A 19400-nucleotide genomic window follows, 5' to 3' on the forward strand; every position below is an offset into this window, starting at 1 on the left:
CCTCCGCGGCGGGGCCGCTTGGCGGCCCCGGCAACCTCGTCGTCTACACTTCTGCCGGAACCCAAGGACCGGCAACCGACGAGGCCCCGATGAAGAAAGTTCCCACCCTGCTGGCCAGCCTGCTGCTCGCCATCGGCCTGGCCAGCACCGACAGCGCGGCGTCCGCCGAACAACCCGCCCCCATCCACTTCGGCGCCATCGGCTGGGAAAGCGGTGCCCTGACCACCGAGATCCTGCGCCTGATCGTCGAACACGGTTACGACTACCCCACCGATACCCTCCCCGGCAGCACCGTCAGCATGGAAGTGGCCCTGGCGCGCAACGACCTGCAAGTTATCGCCGAGGAATGGGCCGGACGCAGCCCCGCCTGGGTCAAGGCCGAGCAGGCCGGCCAGGTGTTCGCCCTGGGCGACACGGTGAAGAACGCCGAGGAAGGCTGGTGGGTGCCGGCCTACGTGATCAAGGGCGACCCCGCACGTAACCTGAAACCCTTGGCCCCGGACCTGCGCAGCGTCGACGACCTCAAGCGCTACCCCCAGGTGTTCAAGGACCCCGAGGTGTCCGGCAAGGGCCGCTTCCTCAACAGCCCCAGCGGCTGGACCTCCGAGACCGTCAACAGCCAGAAGCTCAAGGCCTATGGCCTGGATGGGCTGTACAACAACTTCCGTAGCGGCTCCGGCGCCGCCCTTGACGCCGAGATCGGCTCTGCCATCCGCCGAGGTCAGCCGGTGCTGTTCTACTACTGGAGCCCGACGCCGTTGATGGGCCGCTACGAACTGGTGCGCCTGGAGGAACCCCCGTTCGATGCCAGCGCCTGGGCCACCCTGACCGATGCCGCCAACCCCAACCCGAAAGGCAGCCGCTCGTTGCCGGCCAAGCTCTCGATCGGCGTGTCAAAGGCATTCCGTGACGCCCACCCCGAGCTGGTCGCGGTATTCGAAAAGGTCGATCTGCCCATCGCCACCCTGAACAAGGCCTTGGCACGCATGAGCGAGACCCGCCAGCCACCACGCGAGGCCGCCCTCGCCTTCCTGCGCGACAACCCCACTGTGTGGAAAGCCTGGCTACCCGCCGAAAACGCCGCCAAGGTCGAGGCCGGCCTGTGAGTGGTGGTTTCCCCGAAGCCCTGCAATTCTCCTTCGCCGCTTGGGTCAACCGCCTGGTCGACTGGCTGGTGCTGCACTATGGCGATCACCTGCGCAGCATCTCCGACCAGCTGCTGCAACTGCTGGTAGGCCTGGAAAACCTGCTCCGGCTGCTGCCCTGGTGGCTGTTGCTGCTGCTGGTCGGGCTTTTGGCCTGGCACGCCAGCCGCAGCCTGGCGCGGGCATTGGTGCTGCCGCTGCTGCTGGCGCTGATCGGCATGCTCGGCCTGTGGGACAAACTGCTGCAGACCCTCGCCCTGGTTCTGGTGAGCACCGGCCTGTGCGTGCTGGTCGGCGTGCCGCTGGGCATCCTGCTGGCCACCCGTCCGCTGGCCCGGCGCCTGGTGTTGCCGGTGCTCGACGTGATGCAGACGCTGCCGGCCTTCGTCTACCTGATCCCGGTGCTGATGCTGTTCGGCCTGGGCAAGGTGCCGGCGGTGTTCGCCACCCTGATCTATGCCTTGCCGCCGCTGGTGCGCCTGACCGACCTGGGCCTGGCGCAGATCGACCCGTCGCTGTTGCAGGCCGCCCACGGCCTGGGCGCCAGTCGCTGGCAGCGCCTGCGGCGCATCGCCCTGCCGCTGGCCTTGCCAAGCATCATGGCCGGGCTCAACCAGTCGGTGATGATGGCCCTGTCGATGGTGGTGGTGGCCTCGATGATCGGTGCCCGCGGGCTGGGCGAGGATGTGCTGGCCGGGATCCAGACCCTGAACGTCGGCCAGGGCGTCGAGGCAGGGCTGGCGATCGTCGCCCTGGCGATGGTCATCGACCGCATCAGCCAGGCCTATGGTCGTCCCGGGCGCTGAGGCCCACATTCGCGTATCGTAGCCGAGCCCTGCCAACATCCGGAGCCTGCCACGCGTGTCCCTCAAAGCCCTGCGCACCCTGGTCACCATCGCCCGCCACGGCACCTTCGCCCGCGCCGCCGACCTGCTGAGCCTGACCCCGTCGGCGGTGAGCCTGCACATCAAGACCCTGGAGGACGAGCTGCAAGTCGCCCTGTTCGACCGCAGCCGCCGTCAGGTCGTGCTGACCGAGGCCGGCCAGTTGGCCGTGGCCCGTGCTGAAAGCATCCTGGCGGCCTACGACGAACTGGCAGACACCCTGGCCAGCGGCCCGAGCCTGCGCGGACGCCTGCGCATCGGCGCGATCCACACCGTGCTCGCCCGGCGCCTGCCCAGGGCGCTGGTGTGGATCAAGGCCCACCATCCCGAGCTGCATGTCAGCGTGGTCTCGGGCATGTCGGCAGAGCTCGCACGGCGGGTCGAGGATGGCGAGCTGGACGCGGCGATCACCACCGAACCGGTCAGCCCCTACCCACAGAGCCTGCAATACACGCCGCTGTTCGAGGACCGCTTCTGGGCCATCGCCAGCCCGGACCTGGCCGGCCAGAGCCTGCCGACGCTGCTCGCCAGCCAGCCGTTCCTGCGTTTCGACAAACGCGCCTGGGCCGGCCGGCAGATCGAACAGGAACTGCGCCGCCAGCGCCTGCAGGTCAACGAGCAGATGGAACTGGACAGCCAGGAGGCCCTGGCGCGGATGGCGGCCATGGGGCTTGGGGTAGCGGTGATTCCCATGAGCGACGACGACCTCGAACGACTGCCTGCCGCCACCGTGCTGCCCTTCGGCGAGCCGCAGCTGACCCGGCGCATGGTGCTGCTGGAGCACGAGAAGAGCCAGCGCCGGCACTTGAGCGCGGTGTTGAGGACCGCGCTGGAGGCCTGAGATCACTCAGCCCTGCTTTAATCGTGCAGTTTTCCTCAACAGTCGCTTAAGAAAACACCGTTTTTTCTGTTCACTGCACTCCGCTAGTCTGTGGCCGTACCCGACCACGGACCCACGCCCATGCTCCATCTGCTGCTCACCACCCTCGTTCCGATCATCCTGCTTATCGCCCTGGGCACCTGGCTGCGGTTGCGTGGTTTTCTCGCCGAAACCTTCTGGCCCGGCGCCGAGCGCCTGAGCTACTACGTGCTGCTGCCGTCGCTGTTCCTGCACGGCCTGGCCACCGCCAACCTCGACGGCGTGCCGGTGCTGGGCATGGTCGGCGTGCTGATGCTCTCGACGCTGCTCGGCGCCCTGCTGCTGGTGCTCTACCAGGGCGCGGCCAGCCATGACGGCGCCGACTTCACCTCGGTGTTCCAGGGTGGCGTGCGCTTCAACAACTATATTGGCGCGACCCTGGCCGCCGGTATCTACGGCACGGCCGGCATCGCCCTGGCGGCGGTGGCCAATGCGGCCATCGTGCCACTGGTCAACCTGCTCTGCGTGCTGGTCTTCGCCCGTTTCAGCGCCCGCCACAGTTCACCGGCCACCGTGCTCAAGGCGATCTTCGCCAACCCGCTGATCATCGGCTGCGCCGGAGGGCTGCTGCTACGGGTGACCGAACTCGGCCTGCCGGCCGGTCTGGAGCCCACGGTCAAGGCCCTGGGCCAGGCGGCGTTGCCCTTGGGCCTGCTGTGCGTTGGCGCGGCGCTGGGTGGGGCGCGCCTGGGCCAGCAAGTCAAACCGCTGCTGGCCGCGTCGCTGTTCAAGTTCCTGGTCATGCCGTTGACCACCTGGGGTCTGTGCCGGCTCCTGGGGCTGGGCGGCCAGGCAGCGGTGGTGGCGGTGCTGTTCCAAGCCCTGCCCACCGCCTCGTCATCCTATGTGATGGCCCGGCAGATGGGCGGCAACGCGCCGCTGATGGCCACCATCATCGCCCTGCAGACCGTCGTTGCCGCGGCGACCCTGCCACTGGTGCTGACCTTGACGCTGAGTTGAAGCGATACGGCTAGACTGTGGACAGCCAACCTCGCGGAAACTCGATCATGCGCCTATCGTGGATGCTGCTCGGCCTGTCCCTGAGCCTGCTTGCAGGCCCCCTACCCGCCGCCGTCAGCCAGAAGGCCGCGGTTGCCGAAGACAAGGCACAGGTATTGGAAGAAAAAGTGGTCGAGGATGCGCCACCGCCGAAAAAGCAGGAAACCCTTACCCCCGGTGAAGTCCAGGCCGTCGACCCGGCCGGCCAGGCGCCGATGGACGACAGCATCACCTGCCTGGCGCGCACCATCTACTGGGAAGCCAAGGGCGCCGACGCCAATGACATGAGCGCGGTGGCCAGCGTGGTGCTCAACCGCCTGGGCCACGAGGGCTTCCCCGATAGCATCTGCGGGGTGGTCAAGCAAGGGGTGGAGAGCAAGAGTTGCCAGTTCTCCTGGTGGTGCGACGGACGCCCCGATCAGGTGGAAGAAGAGGAACGCTACACGGTGGCCAAGGAGATCGCCCGCAAGGCCCTCAACCAGCAGTTACGGGACCCCACCGGCGGCGCGCTGTACTTCCACGACCGCAATGTGAGCCCGGACTGGGCCAAGGCCTACCGCAAGACGGCCGAGACCACGCACTTTCTATTCTACAAGCCGAACCAGGCGCTGGCTCGATGAAACCTGCTGGACCGAGGTGCCCATCCTCACACGAAAATGAGCGAACTTCGATACGCGATGTTGCATGGAAACCATGGCACCGACACTATCGTTAAAGCGACAGTATCGGGCGATGGGGTAACGCTACCGACAATTACTCGAAATCGATATCCAGCTGAGCGGTCGGTACGCAGTCGTCACCAATCTCCTTGGTACCAGGCGGGCAGCTCAGGTGAACCGACGTATAGAACGCCGGCTGCGAGGCAATCACACCGGCACGCAGGCTCTCATTTTTGTGGGCGGCCTGGGCCATACCCGCAGCTGCCATCAGAGCAACCAGAACGACTTTTTTCATTTGTGCTTCCTTGAGTGAGGATTACTGATTTTTCGCTGCCAGCCAGGCAAACCGCTATGGCTTCTCCGGCGTAACAACCCAATCGAATTTATCCCTCACGCAGCACTCTGGCTTTAGGACACATTAACCACGAACAGGAGAAAAGCCCTCATCTCGATGGCTCCGTACCTACGGTCGCTGGTACGCCCCCAATAGCGACAATCAATCGAAATCGAAGGGAGGCTGACAGTTTCCGGCCGGTGTCCGCGCCGTTCCTTCCGGACATGCCCCGTATCCGGTATCGCCAAGGTAGGCGGCGGCAAGCTGCAGCCTCTGTTCGGCAGCGGCGCCGCGACTGAACGGCGAATGCCCTTTGGCAACGACTGCGCCCGCCATTTCATCGCCATGGGCAGCCTGGATCAAGCCAGCAGATGCAAACAACGCTGCCAATACGACCTTTTTCATACGGTGTCCTTTCAGTGAGTCTTGGTTTCATTTACCGCCGGCGAATTCTTTCCCCTGCAGCCCGACAGACTTTATCTGTCAGCCAGGCCATTCAGCTTTAGGAAAAGCCAACTCCGCCGCCAGAAACCCACTTCCGAACCGCAGGAAATCAATCGAGTAATTGGCTTACGCTCCATCACTCCTACAACCTCTTTCCCCCAGCATTCCCCGCTCGACAATAAAGTCGATCACCGCCTGCAAGCCCTCGCCCTTCTTAAGATTGCTGAAAGTCCATGGCCGCTCCGGGCGCATGCGCCGGGTATCACGCTCCATCACTTCCAGCGAAGCACCGACATAGGGCGCCAGGTCGGTCTTGTTGATCACCAGGAAGTCCGACTTGGTGATCCCAGGCCCGCCCTTGCGTGGGATCTTCTCGCCCTCGGCGACGTCGATCACGTAGATGGTCAGGTCAGCCAGCTCCGGGCTGAAGGTGGCGCTGAGGTTGTCGCCGCCACTCTCGACGAAGATCACTTCGAGGTTGCCGAACCGGCGTGCCAATGCTTCGACGGCGGCCAGGTTCATCGAGGCATCCTCGCGGATCGCGGTATGCGGACAGCCGCCAGTCTCGACGCCGACGATGCGCTCGGGCGCCAGGGCCCCGGCCTCGGTGAGGATGCGCTGGTCTTCCTTGGTGTAGATGTCGTTGGTCACCACGGCGATCTGGTAGTGGTCGCGCATGGCCTTGCACAGGCACTCGAGCAGCGCGGTCTTGCCGGATCCGACCGGGCCGCCGACACCGACGCGCAGGGGTTGCTGGTAGTTTTCCATCTAGGCAGTCCTCAGGAACGGAACAAACGGGTGTATTGGGTTTCGTGACGCGATGAGGCGATGGCCAGCAGCGGCAGGCCGCCGCCGAGCTGGTCGTCGTCGAGCGCCAGGGCATGGTCGAGCACGGCGGGCAGTGCCTCGCCCAGGTCGCGCAGCAAGGTCTGGGCGGCTTGCTGGCCGAACGGCACCAACTTCACCCCCGCCATCACCGCGCCTTCCAGCCAGGCGAAGCCATGGCCCAGGGCGAGCTGGCGCAGCGGGATCGACCAGTGCGCGCCGAGCCAGGCCATGCCGCCCAGCTGGCTGAGTTCGAGGCTGGTGCGCCAGGCCGGAGCCTGCGCCAGCTGCCAGCCATCGAGCAGACGCGCCAGGGCGCTGCCGCGCTGGCGCTCCTCGAGGCGCAACTCGGCGGTCTCGCGGTTGGCCAGCAGGAACATGCTCCAGTGGGCGAAGGCCTCGGCATCGTCCTCCTGGCAAGCCCGGTAGAGGCGCGCCAGCAGCGGCCAGTCGAGATGGCCGAGGGTGTCGTGCAACTGCTCGCGCTGCCAGGCGGCGAAGCCCTTGGCGTCCGTCACCCAGCCGGCTTCCACGGCCCACTCCAGGCCTTGCGAGTAGGTGAAGCCGCCCACGGGCAGGCCGGGGCTGGCCAGCTGCAGCAGGCGCAGCAGCGCCAGGTCGCTGTTCATCAGCCGGCCAGCACCAGCGCGGCTCCGGCCAGCAGGCCGCCGCCAAAGGCTTTCTGCAGGCCGGCATGGCGGCGCAGCAGGCAACCGACACCGAAGCCTACCGCCAGCAGCAGGCCGCTGACCGTGACGAAGCCGGCGCTGAACTGCCAGAACGCGCTGGGCGTGGCTTCCACGCCATGGGCCCAGCCGTGGAACAAGGCGAACACCGGCATGATCAGCGACAGCAGCAGCTGGCGGCTCGGCAGCAGCATGGCGGCGGCGGCCACCAGCAGCGAGCCGAGGATCATCTGCTCCATGCCGACCACATCGCCGAACAGGTGGCCGCACACCGCGCCACCGAACATCGCCGCCAGGGTCGCCAGCGGCAGGGTCAGGTTACGCCGGGTCAGGGCGGCGAGCACGCCAGTACCGAGCAGCATCAGCAGGTGATCGAGGCCGGTCAGCGGATGCAGCAGACCATCTTGCAGCGGGTTGGCGTCGTGGCCGGGGTGGGCGAAGGCCGGCAGGGCCGCCATCAGCAGTACCAGGGCGAAAATCTTTTTCATTGTGGGCTCCAGGGTGAGGTCAGGAATGGGCTGGCAAACGTACGAATGGATGGTCGTGGCCATGGGAATGGCCATGGGGCGCGCTCTGGTAGGCACCGGCCTCGGGCTCGAACGGCGCCTGTTCGGCGACCACTTCCAGCCCCAGGCCGCGCAGCATGTCGTCGAGCACATGGTCGTGCTGGTAGCGCAACAGGCCCGGCTCGATCTGCAGCGGCACATGGCGGTTGCCCAGGTGGTAGGCGGCGCGGGCCAGCAGGTGTGGGTCGGCGCAACGCACCGTGGACACCGCCTCCGGCGCGGCCAGTACCTGGATCACCTGGGTGCCTTCGGCATCGCCCAGCAATTCGCCGCCACGCAGCAGATGGCCGCGCTCGAGCATCAATCCGGCCTCGCGGCCATCGTCGAGGGTGACCCGCAGTCGGCTCTTGATGCGGCTGTCGACATCGAGGGTGACCGTGCCGGTGATGGCCTCGGCCTGGGTGATGCGACGGGTGAGGACAATCATGTTCGCTCCTTCAGAACAGGAAATAACGCTGCGCCAGCGGCAGCTCGTGGGCCGGCTCGCACACCAGCAGCTCGCCGTCGGCGCGCACCTGGTAGGTCTGGGCATCGACCTCGATCAGCGGTTGCAGGGTGTTGTGGACCATGTCGGCCTTGCGCACCCGCCGGCAGCCATGGGCCACGCCGATCAGGCTCTGCAGCTTCAGCTCGTGGGGCAGGCCACGGTCCACGGCGGCCTGGGGCAGGAAGGTCATGCGCGTGGCATGCCGCGCCGCGCCCAGGGCGCCGAACATCGGCCGGTAGTGCACCGGTTGCGGGGTCGGGATCGAGCCGTTGATATCGCCCATCGGAGCCGTGGCGATCATCCCGCCCTTGAGCACCAGGACCGGCTTGACCGCGAAGAACGCCGGCGCCCACAGCACCAGGTCGGCCAGTTTGCCCACCTCCACCGAACCGACTTCGTGGGCGATGCCATGGGTCAGCGCCGGGTTGATGGTGTACTTGGCGATGTAGCGTTTGACCCGGAAGTTGTCGCTGTAGGCGCCGTCCGGCGCCAGCGGGCCACGGCGCAGCTTCATCTGGTGCGCCACCTGCCAGGTGCGCAGCACCACCTCGCCGACCCGGCCCATGGCCTGGGAGTCGGACGAGGTCATGGCGAAGGCGCCCATGTCGTGGAGGATGTCCTCGGCGGCGATGGTCTCGCGGCGGATGCGCGACTCGGCGAAGGCCACGTCCTCGGCGATGCTCGGGTCCAGGTGGTGGCAGACCATGAGCATGTCCAGGTGCTCGTCCACCGTGTTCACGGTGTAGGGCAGCGTCGGGTTGGTCGAGGACGGCAACACGTTGGCCTGCCCCGCCGCGCGGATGATGTCCGGCGCATGGCCACCGCCCGCCCCTTCGGTGTGGAAGGTATGGATGGTGCGCTCGCCGATGGCGGCCAGGGTGTCTTCGATGCAGCCCGACTCGTTGAGGGTGTCGGTGTGGATCGCCACCTGGATGTCCATCTCCTCGGCCACCCCCAGGCAGCAGTCGATGGCGGCGGGCGTCGAGCCCCAGTCTTCGTGCAGCTTGAGGCCCACGGCGCCGGCGGCGATCTGCTCGCGCAGGGCCTCGGGCCGCGAGGCGTTGCCCTTGCCCAGCAGGCCGATGTTGATCGGCAGGCAGTCGGCGGCCTGAAGCATGCGCGCCAGGTACCAGGGGCCGGGGGTGCAGGTAGTGGCGTTGGTGCCGGTGGCGGGGCCGGTGCCACCGCCGATGAAGGTGGTCACGCCGCTGGTCAGCGCCTCCTCCACCTGCTGCGGGCAGATGAAGTGGATATGCGAGTCGATGCCGCCGGCGGTGACGATCTTGCCTTCGGCGGCGATCACCTCGGTACCCGGCCCCACCGGTACCGTGACGCCGGGCTGCACATCGGGATTGCCGGCTTTGCCGATGGCGGCAATACGCCCGTGCTTGACGCCGATATCGGCCTTGACGATGCCCCAGTGGTCGATGATCAGTGCGTTGGTCAGCACCAGGTCCATGGCCTCGGCCGCGAGCATCTGACCCTGGCCCATGCCGTCGCGGATCACCTTGCCGCCACCGAACTTGACCTCCTCGCCATAGATCGTGAAGTCCTTCTCCACCTCCACCCACAGCGCGGTATCGGCCAGGCGTACGCGGTCACCGACGGTGGGCCCGAACATATCGGCGTAGGCCTGGCGGGAAATGCGGCTCATGCCCTGCCCTCCAGCGCGCCCATCACCTTGCCCTGGAAGCCGTACACCTCGCGCTTGCCGGCATAGGCCACCAGTTGCACGGTGCGGGCCTGCCCCGGCTCGAAGCGCACCGCGGTGCCGGCCGGAATGTCCAGGCGAAAGCCACGGGTCGGCTCGCGCTCGAACACCAGGGCGTCGTTGACTTCGTGGAAGTGGTAGTGCGAGCCCACCTGCACCGGGCGGTCGCCATGGTTGGCCACGCTGACGCTGAGGGTCTGGCGGCCGACGTTGAGCTCGATGTCGCCTGCGGCGACCTGGACTTCTCCGGGGATCATGCCGGCCTCCTCAAACGATGGGTTCATGCACGGTCACCAGCTTGGTGCCGTCGGGGAAGGTCGCCTCGACCTGGACGTCGTGCAGCATCTCCGGCACGCCGGCCATGACCTGCTCGCGCACCAGCACCTCGCGGCCCAGGCTCATCAGCTCGGCCACCGTGCGGCCATCGCGGGCGCCTTCGAGCACCGCGGCGCTGATCAGCGCCACCGCTTCCGGGTAGTTGAGCTTCAGGCCACGGGCCAGGCGCCGTTCGGCCAGCAAGGCGGCGGTGAACAGCAGCAGTTTGTCTTTCTCTCGCGGGGTCAGCTCCATGGCGGCTCTCTTCAGGTGGCCCAGATGCGCGGCGGGCACGGCGCCAGGCCGAGCACGGCTGGGCGTAGCAGGTGCCAGAGGCGCTGCAGGTTGCGTTGCAGGTGTTGGTTGTCGTGGTCGAGCAGGCGGATCACCAGCAGCGGGCCGAGCAGGGTCGCGCCGGCGGGTGTCGCCAGTTCGTCGAGGGCCTGGCGCACCTGGTCGAGCAACGCCTGATCGGCCGGTGCAGCGCAGAACGTGGCGACCAGCGGGTAACCGGCCAGTTTGTCCAGTTGTCCGCCTTCGATGCGCAGGCGCTCGTGCAGGCCGGGCTCGCCGGGCAGCTCGATGCACAGTCGGCTGTCCAGGGCGCCCTGCTCGAAGCGCTCGTTCATTACCGGACGGCCCAGGCACAGCGTCTCCCAGGCCAGCAGGCGGGCATCGGGCTCCAGGGTGAAACGGCTGTCCAGGCAGGCTCGGGCACCGTTGAAGAAGATGCTGTCCTGGGGCAGCCACTCCAGGGTGCTGCCGGCGGCGAGGTGAAAGCGCTGGGCCAGGCGCGCGGTGGGGCCGATGCTGCGGTAGAACTTGCTGGCGCCGGGCATGGTCAGCAAGGCGTGGCTGCCGCTCTCCAGGTGGATGTCCAGCTCCAGGCGGTCACCGGCGACGATCCCGCCGGGCGGGTGCAGCACATAGACATGGCACGGCGCACCCTCCGGGTAGAACGGCCGCTGCACCAAAAGAGGTCCGACATGACGACGCGCACCAAGGCGGGTCACGCCCTCGCGCTGGACGAAGCGCAACTGCAGATGGGCGCTCCAGCCCGGGTCTGCCTGCGGTGGGTCGATCTGTTGCGCCAACGACATCCTGGAACCCCTGAAATCCGTGGCCTGGTGGCCGGATTGAGGGTCAAGCGCGGGGGCTTGCGGGCGCACCGGGCTGACCACTCGATCAATATTCGCTGAGGGGATATAGCAGGGAGCGGGCCAACTGCGCAGATGAACGATGATGAAACTTTCGAACCGTCAGTCATGCCGTCAGGCTGCGGCCCAGAGCGGCTGCGCCCCGGCGCGCAATTCGGGTGCCAGCCTCGATGGCGAAGTGCGCTAAAGTGACCACCCTGCCCTTTTTCGAGCCAAGGACGCCCCCATGCAATTCGCCCCCGCCATTCCGATCCTGCGGATCTTCTCGGTCGACAAGGCCCGGGAGTTCTACCTCGACTTTCTCGGTTTCCAGCTCGACTGGGAGCATCGCTTCGCCCCGGACCTGCCGCTGTACATGCAGGTCCACCGCGACGGCCTGATCCTGCACCTGTCCGAGCACCACGGCGACGCCACGCCGGGCGCGGCGGTGTTCGCCCGGGTCGAGGACCTCAAGGCCCTGGAGCGCGAACTGCTGGCCAAGCGCTACGGCTATGCGCGACCGCACGCCGAGGCAGTCGACTGGGGCCTGGAGATGCAGGTGACCGACCCGTTCGGCAACCGCCTGCGCTTCTGCCAGCAGATCGACAACGTCTGATGGCCGGCGGCAAGCGTGCCCTGGCGCGCCTGGAGCGGGAGATGGTCGCCTGCCTGACCGAGGCCTGCGCCACCGCCCAGGGCGAGATCGTCGGTTTCGCCTGGCTCACCCACCAGGTGGACCTCGACGACTTCCCCGCCAGCCTGCGCATCACCTGGGTGTTCACCGACGACACCGACAAGGCCCGGGCACTCGCCGGCGCGGACAAGGCGCGGATGATCGCGCTGACGGCCAAGGCGCTGAGCGACGCGGGGATCGAACTGGACCATGTGGCCTGGCATGTGCGCTTCGACAGCGAAGAGGCATGCTGGAGCGATCATGGCGGCGACTGGAACCGGCGCTTGCGCTGAGGCCGACCCGCACCCGGGTCAAAATTACAGAAAAATCCCACAGCCAATTCGGAAGCACGGAGCTTCGTTCAACTGCAAAAACCTTTCACTGTCAGGCCCTGGGAAACACGTCCCGGCAACGAAAGGGAAGTCACAGTGCAATTCGAGAAAACCTATCAAGTCATCGCCAACTGCGGAATCGTGCTTGATGTTTGCAGCAGGTTGCCGACTTATCGTACCGGCGACAGGATGGTGTGCGCTGAGGCAACCCTCAGCGCAGGTATCGGGCCGCAGCGCTCCAGCCAATCGCTGATTATCCAGGCGCACCCATGAACGCCTTCATCGCCGCGATACTGCTCACACTTGCAGCAGCCGTGCTCCACCACCGCCTTCGCGCTGCAAAGCTCCGCAAATGGGCCGGGCTGTCTCTGCTTGGCGCAGGTGTGTTGGCTTGGTGGTTCCTGCCTCAGGGTCTGTACCTGAACGTGGAGTGGTCCATGTGGGTGACATTTCTGCTCTGCACAGGCTCAGGCCTGTTCGTTCATCGTAATCGCCATCGTGACAGCGACTGACCCGAACGTACACGCCCGGCGGATTGTGTGACTGGCCGTTTCCGATCCGCGCCGGATGTATTATGGTGGCGGGGTGCGCATATAAAAGCAGCCCGCCGTGTTCGGGCCAGAGCAATGAGGGTGTCATGAGTAACGAAAGCATTAACTGGGACAAGCTGGGTTTCGACTACATCAAGACCGACAAACGTTACCTGTCCGTATGGCGTAACGGCGAGTGGGACAAGGGCACCCTGACCGAAGACAACGTGCTGCACATCAGTGAAGGCTCCACCGCCCTGCACTATGGCCAGCAGTGCTTCGAAGGCCTGAAGGCCTACCGCTGCAAGGACGGTTCTATCAACCTGTTCCGCCCCGACCAGAACGCCGCGCGCATGCAGCGCAGCTGCGACCGCCTGCTGATGCCACGGGTCTCGACCGAACAGTTCATCGAAGCCTGCAAGCAGGTGGTCAAGGCCAACGAAAAGTTCGTGCCGCCGCACGGCAAGGGCGCGCTGTACCTGCGTCCGTTCGTGATCGGCACCGGTGACAACATCGGCGTGCGCACCGCCCCCGAGTTCATCTTCTCGGTCTTCGCCATCCCGGTCGGCTCGTACTTCAAGGGCGGCATGACCCCGCACAAGTTCCTGATCTCCGACTACGACCGCGCAGCCCCGCAAGGCACCGGCGCAGCCAAGGTCGGCGGCAACTACGCGGCCAGCCTGCAACCCGGCTACGAGGCCAAGAAAGCCGGCTTCGCCGACTGCATCTACCTCGATCCGCTGACCCACAAGAAGATCGAGGAAGTCGGCTCGGCCAACTTCTTCGGCATCACCGCCAACAACGAATTCGTCACGCCGAAGTCGATCTCGGTATTGCCGGGCATCACCCGCCTGTCGCTGATGGAACTGGCCGAATCGCGCCTGGGCCTGAAAGTGATCGAAGGCGACGTGGAAATCGACAAGCTCGACCGTTTCGTCGAAGCCGGCGCCTGCGGTACCGCCGCGGTGATCACGCCGATCGGCGGTATCCAGTACAACGGCAAGCTGCACGTGTTCCACAGCGAAACCGAAGTCGGCCCGGTCACCCAGAAGCTCTATGCCGAGCTGACCGGCATCCAGAGCGGTGACGTCGAAGCCCCGGCGGGCTGGATCGTCAAGGTCGCCTGAGGCACCAGCCTGCAGTAGAGACGGGGCATGCCAGCGATGGCATGCCCCGTTTTTCTTGGACTCCACGGCCCCTGTAGGAGCGGGCTTGCCCCGCGAAGCAGGCACCACGCTGCATGGCACCGGCATCGCCGGTGTTCGCGGGACAAGCCCGCTCCTACAGGGGGATGCGTCTCCCATACAGCCAGATGAATTTTTCTTAAATCGCCGGTTGTCTATTCTTTGGCACAATCAGGTCTCCACTCGCCGCCCAGGAACCAGCATGCCTCGCGTACTGACTATCGAAGACGACGCCGTCACCGCCCAGGAAATCGTCGCCGAACTGTCCAGCCACGGTCTGGAAGTCGACTGGGCCGACAATGGCCGTGAAGGCCTGGCCAAGGCCATCGCCGGCGGCTATGACCTGATCACCCTCGACCGCATGCTGCCCGAGGTCGATGGCCTGACCATCGTCACCACCCTGCGCAACCTGAAGATCACCACGCCGATCCTGATGATCAGCGCCCTGTCGGACGTCGACGAGCGCGTGCGCGGCCTGCGCGCCGGCGGCGACGACTACCTGACCAAGCCATTCGCCTCCGACGAGATGGCCGCCCGGGTCGAGGTGCTGCTGCGCCGCAACAGCGTGCCGATGACCCAGACCCGCCTGCAGGTCGCCGACCTCGAGCTGGACCTGATCAGCCACGAGGCGCGCCGCGGCGAACAGGCACTGAACCTGCTGCCCACCGAGTACAAGCTGCTCGAGTACCTGATGCGCCACTCCGGCCAGGTAATCACCCGGATGATGATCTTCGAGGAAGTCTGGGGCTACCACTTCGACCCGGGCACCAACCTGATCGACGTGCACATCGGCCGCCTGCGCAAGAAGATCGACTCGCCCGGGCAGAACCCGCTGATCCGTACCGTGCGGGGCTCCGGCTATGCCATTGCCGAACCCGTCTAAGGGCTGGAGTTCCTCCACCAGCCGCCTGCTGGCGCTGTACAGCTTCCTGTTCGTGGCCTGGAGCAGCATCCTCATGGGGGTGCTGTACTTCGAGGTCACCAGCTACCTGAACAAGCTCACCCGTCATTCCATGCTGCAACGCCAGCACCTGTTCGCCCATATGAGCGGCAAGCAGCTGGACGACGCACTGATCGCAAGCCAGGCCTTCGAAGAGCGCAGCTTCGACGCCTACGGCCTGTTCGACCCCCAGCTCAACCCGATTGGCGGGCGCATCCGCAGCATCCCGCCGGAGCTCGGCCTGGACGGCAAGGTCCATGAACTCAAGCGCTGCCTGGACGCCGACGATCCGCACCTGCCCCGCGACAGCTGCGACGCCGTGGCGATCAAGGTCCAGGACGGTCGCTGGTTGGTGCTGGTGCGCGACAACGGCTCGCTGTTCGTGGTCACCCGGATCATTCTCGACGCGCTGCTTTGGGGCATTTCCCTGACCCTGATTCCAGGCTTCGCCGGCTGGTACCTGCTACGCCGCCGACCGCTCAAACGCATCCGGGCGATCCAGGCCCAGGCCGAACTCATCGTCGCCGGTGACCTGACCCACCGCCTGCCGGTGTCGGTGCGCCGTGATGAACTGGACATGCTGGCCGCCATCGTCAACGCGATGCTCGACCGCATCGAAAGGCTGATGCATGAGGTCAAGGGGGTCTGTGACAACATCGCCCACGACCTTCGCACGCCCCTGACCCGCCTGCGCGCGCAGCTCTATCGCATTCGCCAGCAAAGCGGCGCCGACTCTGCCGAAGGCGAAGCACTGGACCAGGCGATCGGCGAGACCGACACGCTGATGGCGCGCTTCCGTGGCCTGCTGCGTATCAGCGAGCTTGAGGACCGCCAGCGCCGCGCCGGCTTCGTCCAGCTCGACCCGCAGGCCTTGCTGGTGGAGCTACACGACTTCTACCTGCCACTGGCCGAGGATGGCGGCATCCGCCTGCAACTGAGCCAGCCCGCGCAACTGGCGGCCCTGCATGGCGATCGGGAGTTGCTGTTCGAGGCCCTGGCCAACCTGGTAGGCAATGCGATCAAGTTCACCCCGCAAGGCGGCCAGGTGCGCATGGTCGCCAGCGAAGACGATCAAGGCGTGCATATCGCCGTCGAGGACAGCGGGCCGGGGATTCCGGCGGATGAGCGCGAGGCGGTGTTGAAACGCTTCTACCGCAGCGAGGAAGGCCATCGCCACCCGGGGTTCGGGTTGGGGCTGTCGATCGTCGCGGCGATCGTCGACCTGCATGGCTTTGGGCTTGAGGTGGGGTCCAGCGAACTGGGTGGTGCCAAATTAGTGCTGCACTGTTCCGTCGCTTGAAAAGCATCGCGGGGCAAGCCCGCTCCCACGCCAGCACTGCTTGGGGGTTCTGGCGTGGGAGCGGCGGTGCGCCGATGCGACTTGCCCCGCGATTTTTCCGTCTCGTCCCCGGTCAGACCTTCAACAACAAGCCCTGACCGACGATTGAAGCTCGAACTCAGTCAGCCAGGCGCCAGGTAGTGGTGCCCTTGCTGTCTTCCAGCACCACGCCCATGGCGGTCAGCTGATCGCGGATGCGGTCGGACTCGGCCCAGTTCTTGTCGGTGCGCGCCTGCAGACGCGCCTGGATCAGCGCCTCCACTTCGGCAGCATCGACCTTGCCCTCGGCACCGGCGCGCAGGAAGTCATCGGCCTCCAGCTGCAGCACGCCCAGCACATCCCCCAGCTCACGCAGGCGACCCGCCAGGCCGGCGGCGGCCTCGGGGTCGCTGTCGCGCAGGCGGTTGATCTCGCGCACCAGGTCGAACAGCACAGCGCAGGCTTCCGGCGTGCCGAAGTCGTCGTTCATCGCCACGGTGAAACGCTCGACGAATGCCTCGCCACCCTTGGCCGCGACCCGCGGCAAGCCGCGCAGCGCGTGATAGAAGCGCTCGAGCGCACCCTTGGCGTCGCGCAGGCTGTCCTCGGAGTAGTTGATCGCGCTGCGGTAGTGGCTGGCCACCAGCAGGTAACGCACCACTTCCGGGTGGTACTTGTCGAGCACGTCACGGATGGTGAAGAAGTTGTTCAACGACTTGGACATCTTCTCGCCATTGATACGGATCATGCCGCAGTGCATCCAGGCGTTGGCGTACTGCTTGCCGGTGGCCGCCTCGCTCTGGGCGATCTCGTTCTCGTGGTGCGGGAACTCCAGGTCGCTGCCGCCACCGTGGATGTCGAAGCTCTCGCCCAGGCAGCAGGTGGACATCACCGAGCACTCGATGTGCCAGCCCGGACGGCCCGGGCCCCACGGCGAATCCCAGTACGGTTCGCCCGGCTTGACGCCCTTCCACAGGACGAAGTCCAGCGGGTCCTGCTTGGCCTCGTCGACCTCGATGCGGGCGCCGATGCGCAGGTCTTCGATCTTCTTGCGCGACAGCTTGCCGTAGCCGACGAACTTGCCGACCCGGTAGTACACGTCGCCATTGCCCGGCGCGTAGGCATAGCCCTTGTCGATCAGGGTCTGGATCATCGCGTGCATGCCGGGGATATGGTCGGTGGCACGCGGTTCCAGGTCTGGCGGCAGGATGCTCAGGCGCCGCTCGTCCTCGTGCATCGCGTCAATCATGCGGGCAGTCAGCGCGTCGAACGACTCGCCGTTCTCGTTGGCCCGGTTGATGATCTTGTCGTCGATGTCGGTGATGTTGCGCACATAGGTCAGCTCATAGCCGCTCTTGCGCAGCCAGCGGGTGACCAGGTCGAAGGCCACCATGCTGCGGCCGTGGCCCAGGTGGCAGTAGTCGTACACGGTCATGCCGCACACGTACATGCGCACCTTGTTGCCGTCCAGCGGCTTGAAAACTTCCTTGGTCTTGCTCAGCGTGTTGTAGATGGTAAGCACGAAGGTTCCTCAGCTGCCCCACGAATCGCGCAGGGTCACGGTCCGGTTGAATACCGGGCGACCCGGCTGGGAGTCTTTCAGGTCGGCGCAGAAGTAGCCTTCGCGCTCGAACTGGAAGCGGTCTTCTGGCTGGGCCTGGCCCAGGGAAGGTTCCGCGCGACAACCGCTGAGTACCTGCAGCGAATCGGGGTTGATGTTGTCGAGGAAGCTGCCGCCGTCTTCGGTCTTCTCCGGGTTGGCGGAGCGGAACAGGCGGTCGTACAGACGCACTTCGCACTCGACGCTGCCTTGCGCCGGCACCCAGTGGATCACGCCCTTGACCTTGCGGCCCTCGGGGTTCTTGCCCAGGGTGTCCGGGTCGTACGAGCAGCGTAGTTCGACGATGTTGCCGTCGGCGTCCTTGATCGCCTCGTCGGCGCGGATCACGTAGCTGCCGCGCAGACGCACTTCACCGGCCGGCTCCAGGCGCTTGTAGCCCTTGGGCGGCTCTTCCATGAAGTCGTCGCGGTCGATGTACAGCTCGCGGGCGAACGGCAGCACGCGCACGCCCATGTCTTCCTTCGGGTGGCGCGGCAGTTCGAGCTGCTCGACCTGGCCCTCGGGGTAGTTGGTGATCACCACCTTCAGCGGGCGCAGCACGCACATGGCGCGTGGCGCGGTGCGATCGAGGTCGTCGCGGATGCTGAACTCGAGCATCGCCATGTCGACCACGCCGTCGGAGCGGTTGGTGCCGATCATCTCGCAGAAGTTGCGGATCGAGGCCGGGGTGTAGCCGCGGCGGCGGTAGCCCGACAGGGTCGACATGCGCGGATCGTCCCAGGCCTCGACGTGACCTTCATCCACCAGCTGCTTGAGCTTGCGCTTGGAGGTGATGGTGTAGTTCAGGTTCAGGCGGCTGAATTCATACTGGCGCGGGTGCGCCGGCACCGGCAGCTTGTCGAGGAACCAGTCGTACAGCGGACGGTGGCTTTCGAACTCCAGGGTGCAGATCGAGTGGGTGATGCCTTCGATGGCGTCCGACTGACCGTGGGTGAAGTCGTAGTTGGGGTAGATGCACCACTTGTCACCGGTCTGGTGGTGGTGGGCATGGCGGATACGGTACAGGATCGGGTCGCGCAGGTTCATGTTCGGCGAGGCCATGTCGATCTTGGCGCGCAGCACGCGCTCGCCGTCCTTGAACTCGCCGGCCTTCATGCGCGCGAACAGGTCGAGGTTCTCCTCGACGCTGCGCTCGCGGAACGGGCTGTTCTTGCCGGCCTCGGTCAGGCTGCCGCGGTATTCCTTGGCCTGCTCGGGGGTCAGGTCGCAGACATAGGCGTTGCCCGACTTGATCAGCTCCACGGCCCAGGCGTGCAGCTGCTCGAAGTAGTCCGAGGCGTAGCGCACCGGGCCTGCCCACTCGAAGCCCAGCCACTTGACGTCACGCTGGATGGAGTCGATGTACTCCTGGTCTTCCTTGGCCGGGTTGGTGTCGTCGAAACGCAGGTGGCAGGCACCGCCGAATTCCTTGGCCAGGCCGAAGTTGACGCAGATCGACTTGGCGTGACCGATGTGCAGGTAACCGTTGGGCTCCGGCGGGAAACGGGTGACGATGCTCTGGTGCTTGCCCGAGTCCAGGTCGGCCTGGACGATCGGCCGCAGGAAGTTCACAGGGACGGCGGGTGCGCCTTTGGCAGCGGCGTTTGGCGCGTTGTCGGCAGTGGGCTTGCTCATAGTGTCCTTGAATGCAGGTAGCCGGCCGGGTAGGCCGATTGAATCAAAGCGCCTATCATAGCCGAAGCAGTCAAGCTG

23 protein-coding genes are annotated in these 19400 nt (G+C 65.9%); 11 read left to right on the forward strand and 12 right to left on the reverse strand.

The features are described from left to right. Positions 1-89 precede the first annotated feature (89 nt). From HU735_RS16715 to HU735_RS16735, 5 genes are all read left to right on the forward strand, one after another. The gene (locus tag HU735_RS16715) at positions 90-1106 is read left to right on the forward strand and encodes an ABC transporter substrate-binding protein (RefSeq protein ID WP_186714412.1); all 1017 of its coding nucleotides are present in this window, start codon (positions 90-92) and stop codon (positions 1104-1106) included. Then, positions 1103-1951 carry an ABC transporter permease subunit gene (locus HU735_RS16720; protein ID WP_050706005.1) on the forward strand — a complete coding sequence of 283 codons (849 nt, stop codon included), beginning with the start codon at positions 1103-1105 and terminating at the stop codon, positions 1949-1951. Before HU735_RS16715 ends, HU735_RS16720 begins: the two co-directional genes overlap by 4 nt. 55 nt (positions 1952-2006) lie before the next feature. Continuing rightward, positions 2007-2870: a LysR substrate-binding domain-containing protein gene (locus tag HU735_RS16725; protein WP_186714413.1), complete on the forward strand. Its 864-nt coding sequence runs from the start codon at positions 2007-2009 to the stop codon at positions 2868-2870. 120 nt (positions 2871-2990) lie between these two features. Next, positions 2991-3908, forward strand: coding sequence for an AEC family transporter (locus HU735_RS16730; RefSeq protein WP_186714414.1), 918 nt, complete (start codon positions 2991-2993; stop codon positions 3906-3908). A 47-nt stretch (positions 3909-3955) separates the two neighbouring features. Beyond that, positions 3956-4567 (forward strand): cell wall hydrolase, encoded by a 612-nt coding sequence (locus HU735_RS16735; protein ID WP_186714415.1) that lies wholly within the window; start codon positions 3956-3958, stop codon positions 4565-4567. 133 nt (positions 4568-4700) lie between these two features. Here HU735_RS16735 and HU735_RS16740 read toward each other — a convergent pair whose 3' ends face one another. The 10 genes from HU735_RS16740 to HU735_RS16785 form a co-directional block, all read right to left on the reverse strand. After that, entirely contained in the window at positions 4701-4901 is a 201-nt protein-coding gene (locus HU735_RS16740) for a hypothetical protein (protein WP_186714416.1), read from the reverse strand. Positions 4902-5102: 201 nt separating this feature from the next. Continuing rightward, entirely contained in the window at positions 5103-5345 is a 243-nt protein-coding gene (locus HU735_RS16745; protein WP_186714417.1) for a hypothetical protein, read from the reverse strand. A gap of 165 nt (positions 5346-5510) precedes the next feature. Next, entirely contained in the window at positions 5511-6152 is a 642-nt protein-coding gene (gene ureG / locus HU735_RS16750) for an urease accessory protein UreG (RefSeq protein WP_186714418.1), read from the reverse strand. A gap of 11 nt (positions 6153-6163) precedes the next feature. Further along, complete coding sequence (locus HU735_RS16755; RefSeq protein WP_186714419.1) at positions 6164-6838, reverse strand: urease accessory UreF family protein; 675 nt, start codon at positions 6836-6838, stop codon at positions 6164-6166. Next, positions 6838-7383, reverse strand: a complete 546-nt coding sequence (locus HU735_RS16760) for a HupE/UreJ family protein (RefSeq protein WP_186714420.1) — start codon at positions 7381-7383, stop codon at positions 6838-6840. The genes HU735_RS16755 and HU735_RS16760 overlap by 1 nt, the downstream gene beginning before the upstream one ends. Before the next feature lie 19 nt (positions 7384-7402). Further along, on the reverse strand, positions 7403-7888 hold the full coding sequence (ureE, locus tag HU735_RS16765; protein WP_186714421.1) for an urease accessory protein UreE: 486 nt from the start codon (positions 7886-7888) through the stop codon (positions 7403-7405). A gap of 10 nt (positions 7889-7898) precedes the next feature. Further along, entirely contained in the window at positions 7899-9602 is a 1704-nt protein-coding gene (ureC, locus tag HU735_RS16770; RefSeq protein ID WP_186714422.1) for an urease subunit alpha, read from the reverse strand. Further along, complete coding sequence (locus HU735_RS16775) at positions 9599-9916, reverse strand: urease subunit beta (RefSeq protein ID WP_186714494.1); 318 nt, start codon at positions 9914-9916, stop codon at positions 9599-9601. Before HU735_RS16775 ends, ureC begins: the two co-directional genes overlap by 4 nt. A 10-nt stretch (positions 9917-9926) precedes the next feature. Continuing rightward, positions 9927-10229, reverse strand: a complete 303-nt coding sequence (locus tag HU735_RS16780) for an urease subunit gamma (protein WP_038706005.1) — start codon at positions 10227-10229, stop codon at positions 9927-9929. 11 nt (positions 10230-10240) lie between these two features. Next, positions 10241-11074: an urease accessory protein UreD gene (locus HU735_RS16785; protein WP_186714423.1), complete on the reverse strand. Its 834-nt coding sequence runs from the start codon at positions 11072-11074 to the stop codon at positions 10241-10243. 283 nt (positions 11075-11357) lie between these two features. Between HU735_RS16785 and HU735_RS16790 the strand changes: the two genes are divergently transcribed. The 6 genes from HU735_RS16790 to HU735_RS16815 all read left to right on the forward strand — a co-directional run bounded on the left by HU735_RS16790 (position 11358) and on the right by HU735_RS16815 (position 16069). After that, entirely contained in the window at positions 11358-11726 is a 369-nt protein-coding gene (locus HU735_RS16790) for a glyoxalase superfamily protein (protein WP_186714424.1), read from the forward strand. Then, a complete protein-coding gene (locus HU735_RS16795) occupies positions 11723-12076 on the forward strand; it encodes a hypothetical protein (protein WP_186714495.1) in 354 nt (117 codons plus the stop codon). The genes HU735_RS16790 and HU735_RS16795 overlap by 4 nt, the downstream gene beginning before the upstream one ends. A 308-nt stretch (positions 12077-12384) precedes the next feature. After that, positions 12385-12627, forward strand: a complete 243-nt coding sequence (locus HU735_RS16800; protein WP_186714425.1) for a hypothetical protein — start codon at positions 12385-12387, stop codon at positions 12625-12627. A 125-nt stretch (positions 12628-12752) separates the two neighbouring features. Then, entirely contained in the window at positions 12753-13772 is a 1020-nt protein-coding gene (locus tag HU735_RS16805) for a branched-chain amino acid aminotransferase (RefSeq protein ID WP_028690746.1), read from the forward strand. A gap of 259 nt (positions 13773-14031) precedes the next feature. After that, positions 14032-14712 carry a response regulator transcription factor gene (locus tag HU735_RS16810; RefSeq protein WP_050706019.1) on the forward strand — a complete coding sequence of 227 codons (681 nt, stop codon included), beginning with the start codon at positions 14032-14034 and terminating at the stop codon, positions 14710-14712. Then, positions 14690-16069, forward strand: coding sequence for a HAMP domain-containing sensor histidine kinase (locus tag HU735_RS16815; RefSeq protein WP_186714426.1), 1380 nt, complete (start codon positions 14690-14692; stop codon positions 16067-16069). The genes HU735_RS16810 and HU735_RS16815 overlap by 23 nt, the downstream gene beginning before the upstream one ends. A 157-nt stretch (positions 16070-16226) precedes the next feature. On the opposite strand, the gene cysS is transcribed toward HU735_RS16815, so the two are convergent. Together cysS and HU735_RS16825 are read right to left on the reverse strand one after the other, a co-directional pair. Continuing rightward, positions 16227-17609: a cysteine--tRNA ligase gene (gene cysS, locus HU735_RS16820; RefSeq protein WP_186714427.1), complete on the reverse strand. Its 1383-nt coding sequence runs from the start codon at positions 17607-17609 to the stop codon at positions 16227-16229. Positions 17610-17618: 9 nt separating this feature from the next. Further along, the gene (locus HU735_RS16825) at positions 17619-19322 is read right to left on the reverse strand and encodes a glutamine--tRNA ligase/YqeY domain fusion protein (RefSeq protein WP_050706022.1); all 1704 of its coding nucleotides are present in this window, start codon (positions 19320-19322) and stop codon (positions 17619-17621) included. Between the last annotated feature and the right edge of the window lie 78 nt (positions 19323-19400).

This window comes from Pseudomonas sp. BW16M2, from assembly GCF_014268865.1.
GTDB classification, from domain to species: domain Bacteria; phylum Pseudomonadota; class Gammaproteobacteria; order Pseudomonadales; family Pseudomonadaceae; genus Aquipseudomonas; species Aquipseudomonas peradeniyensis.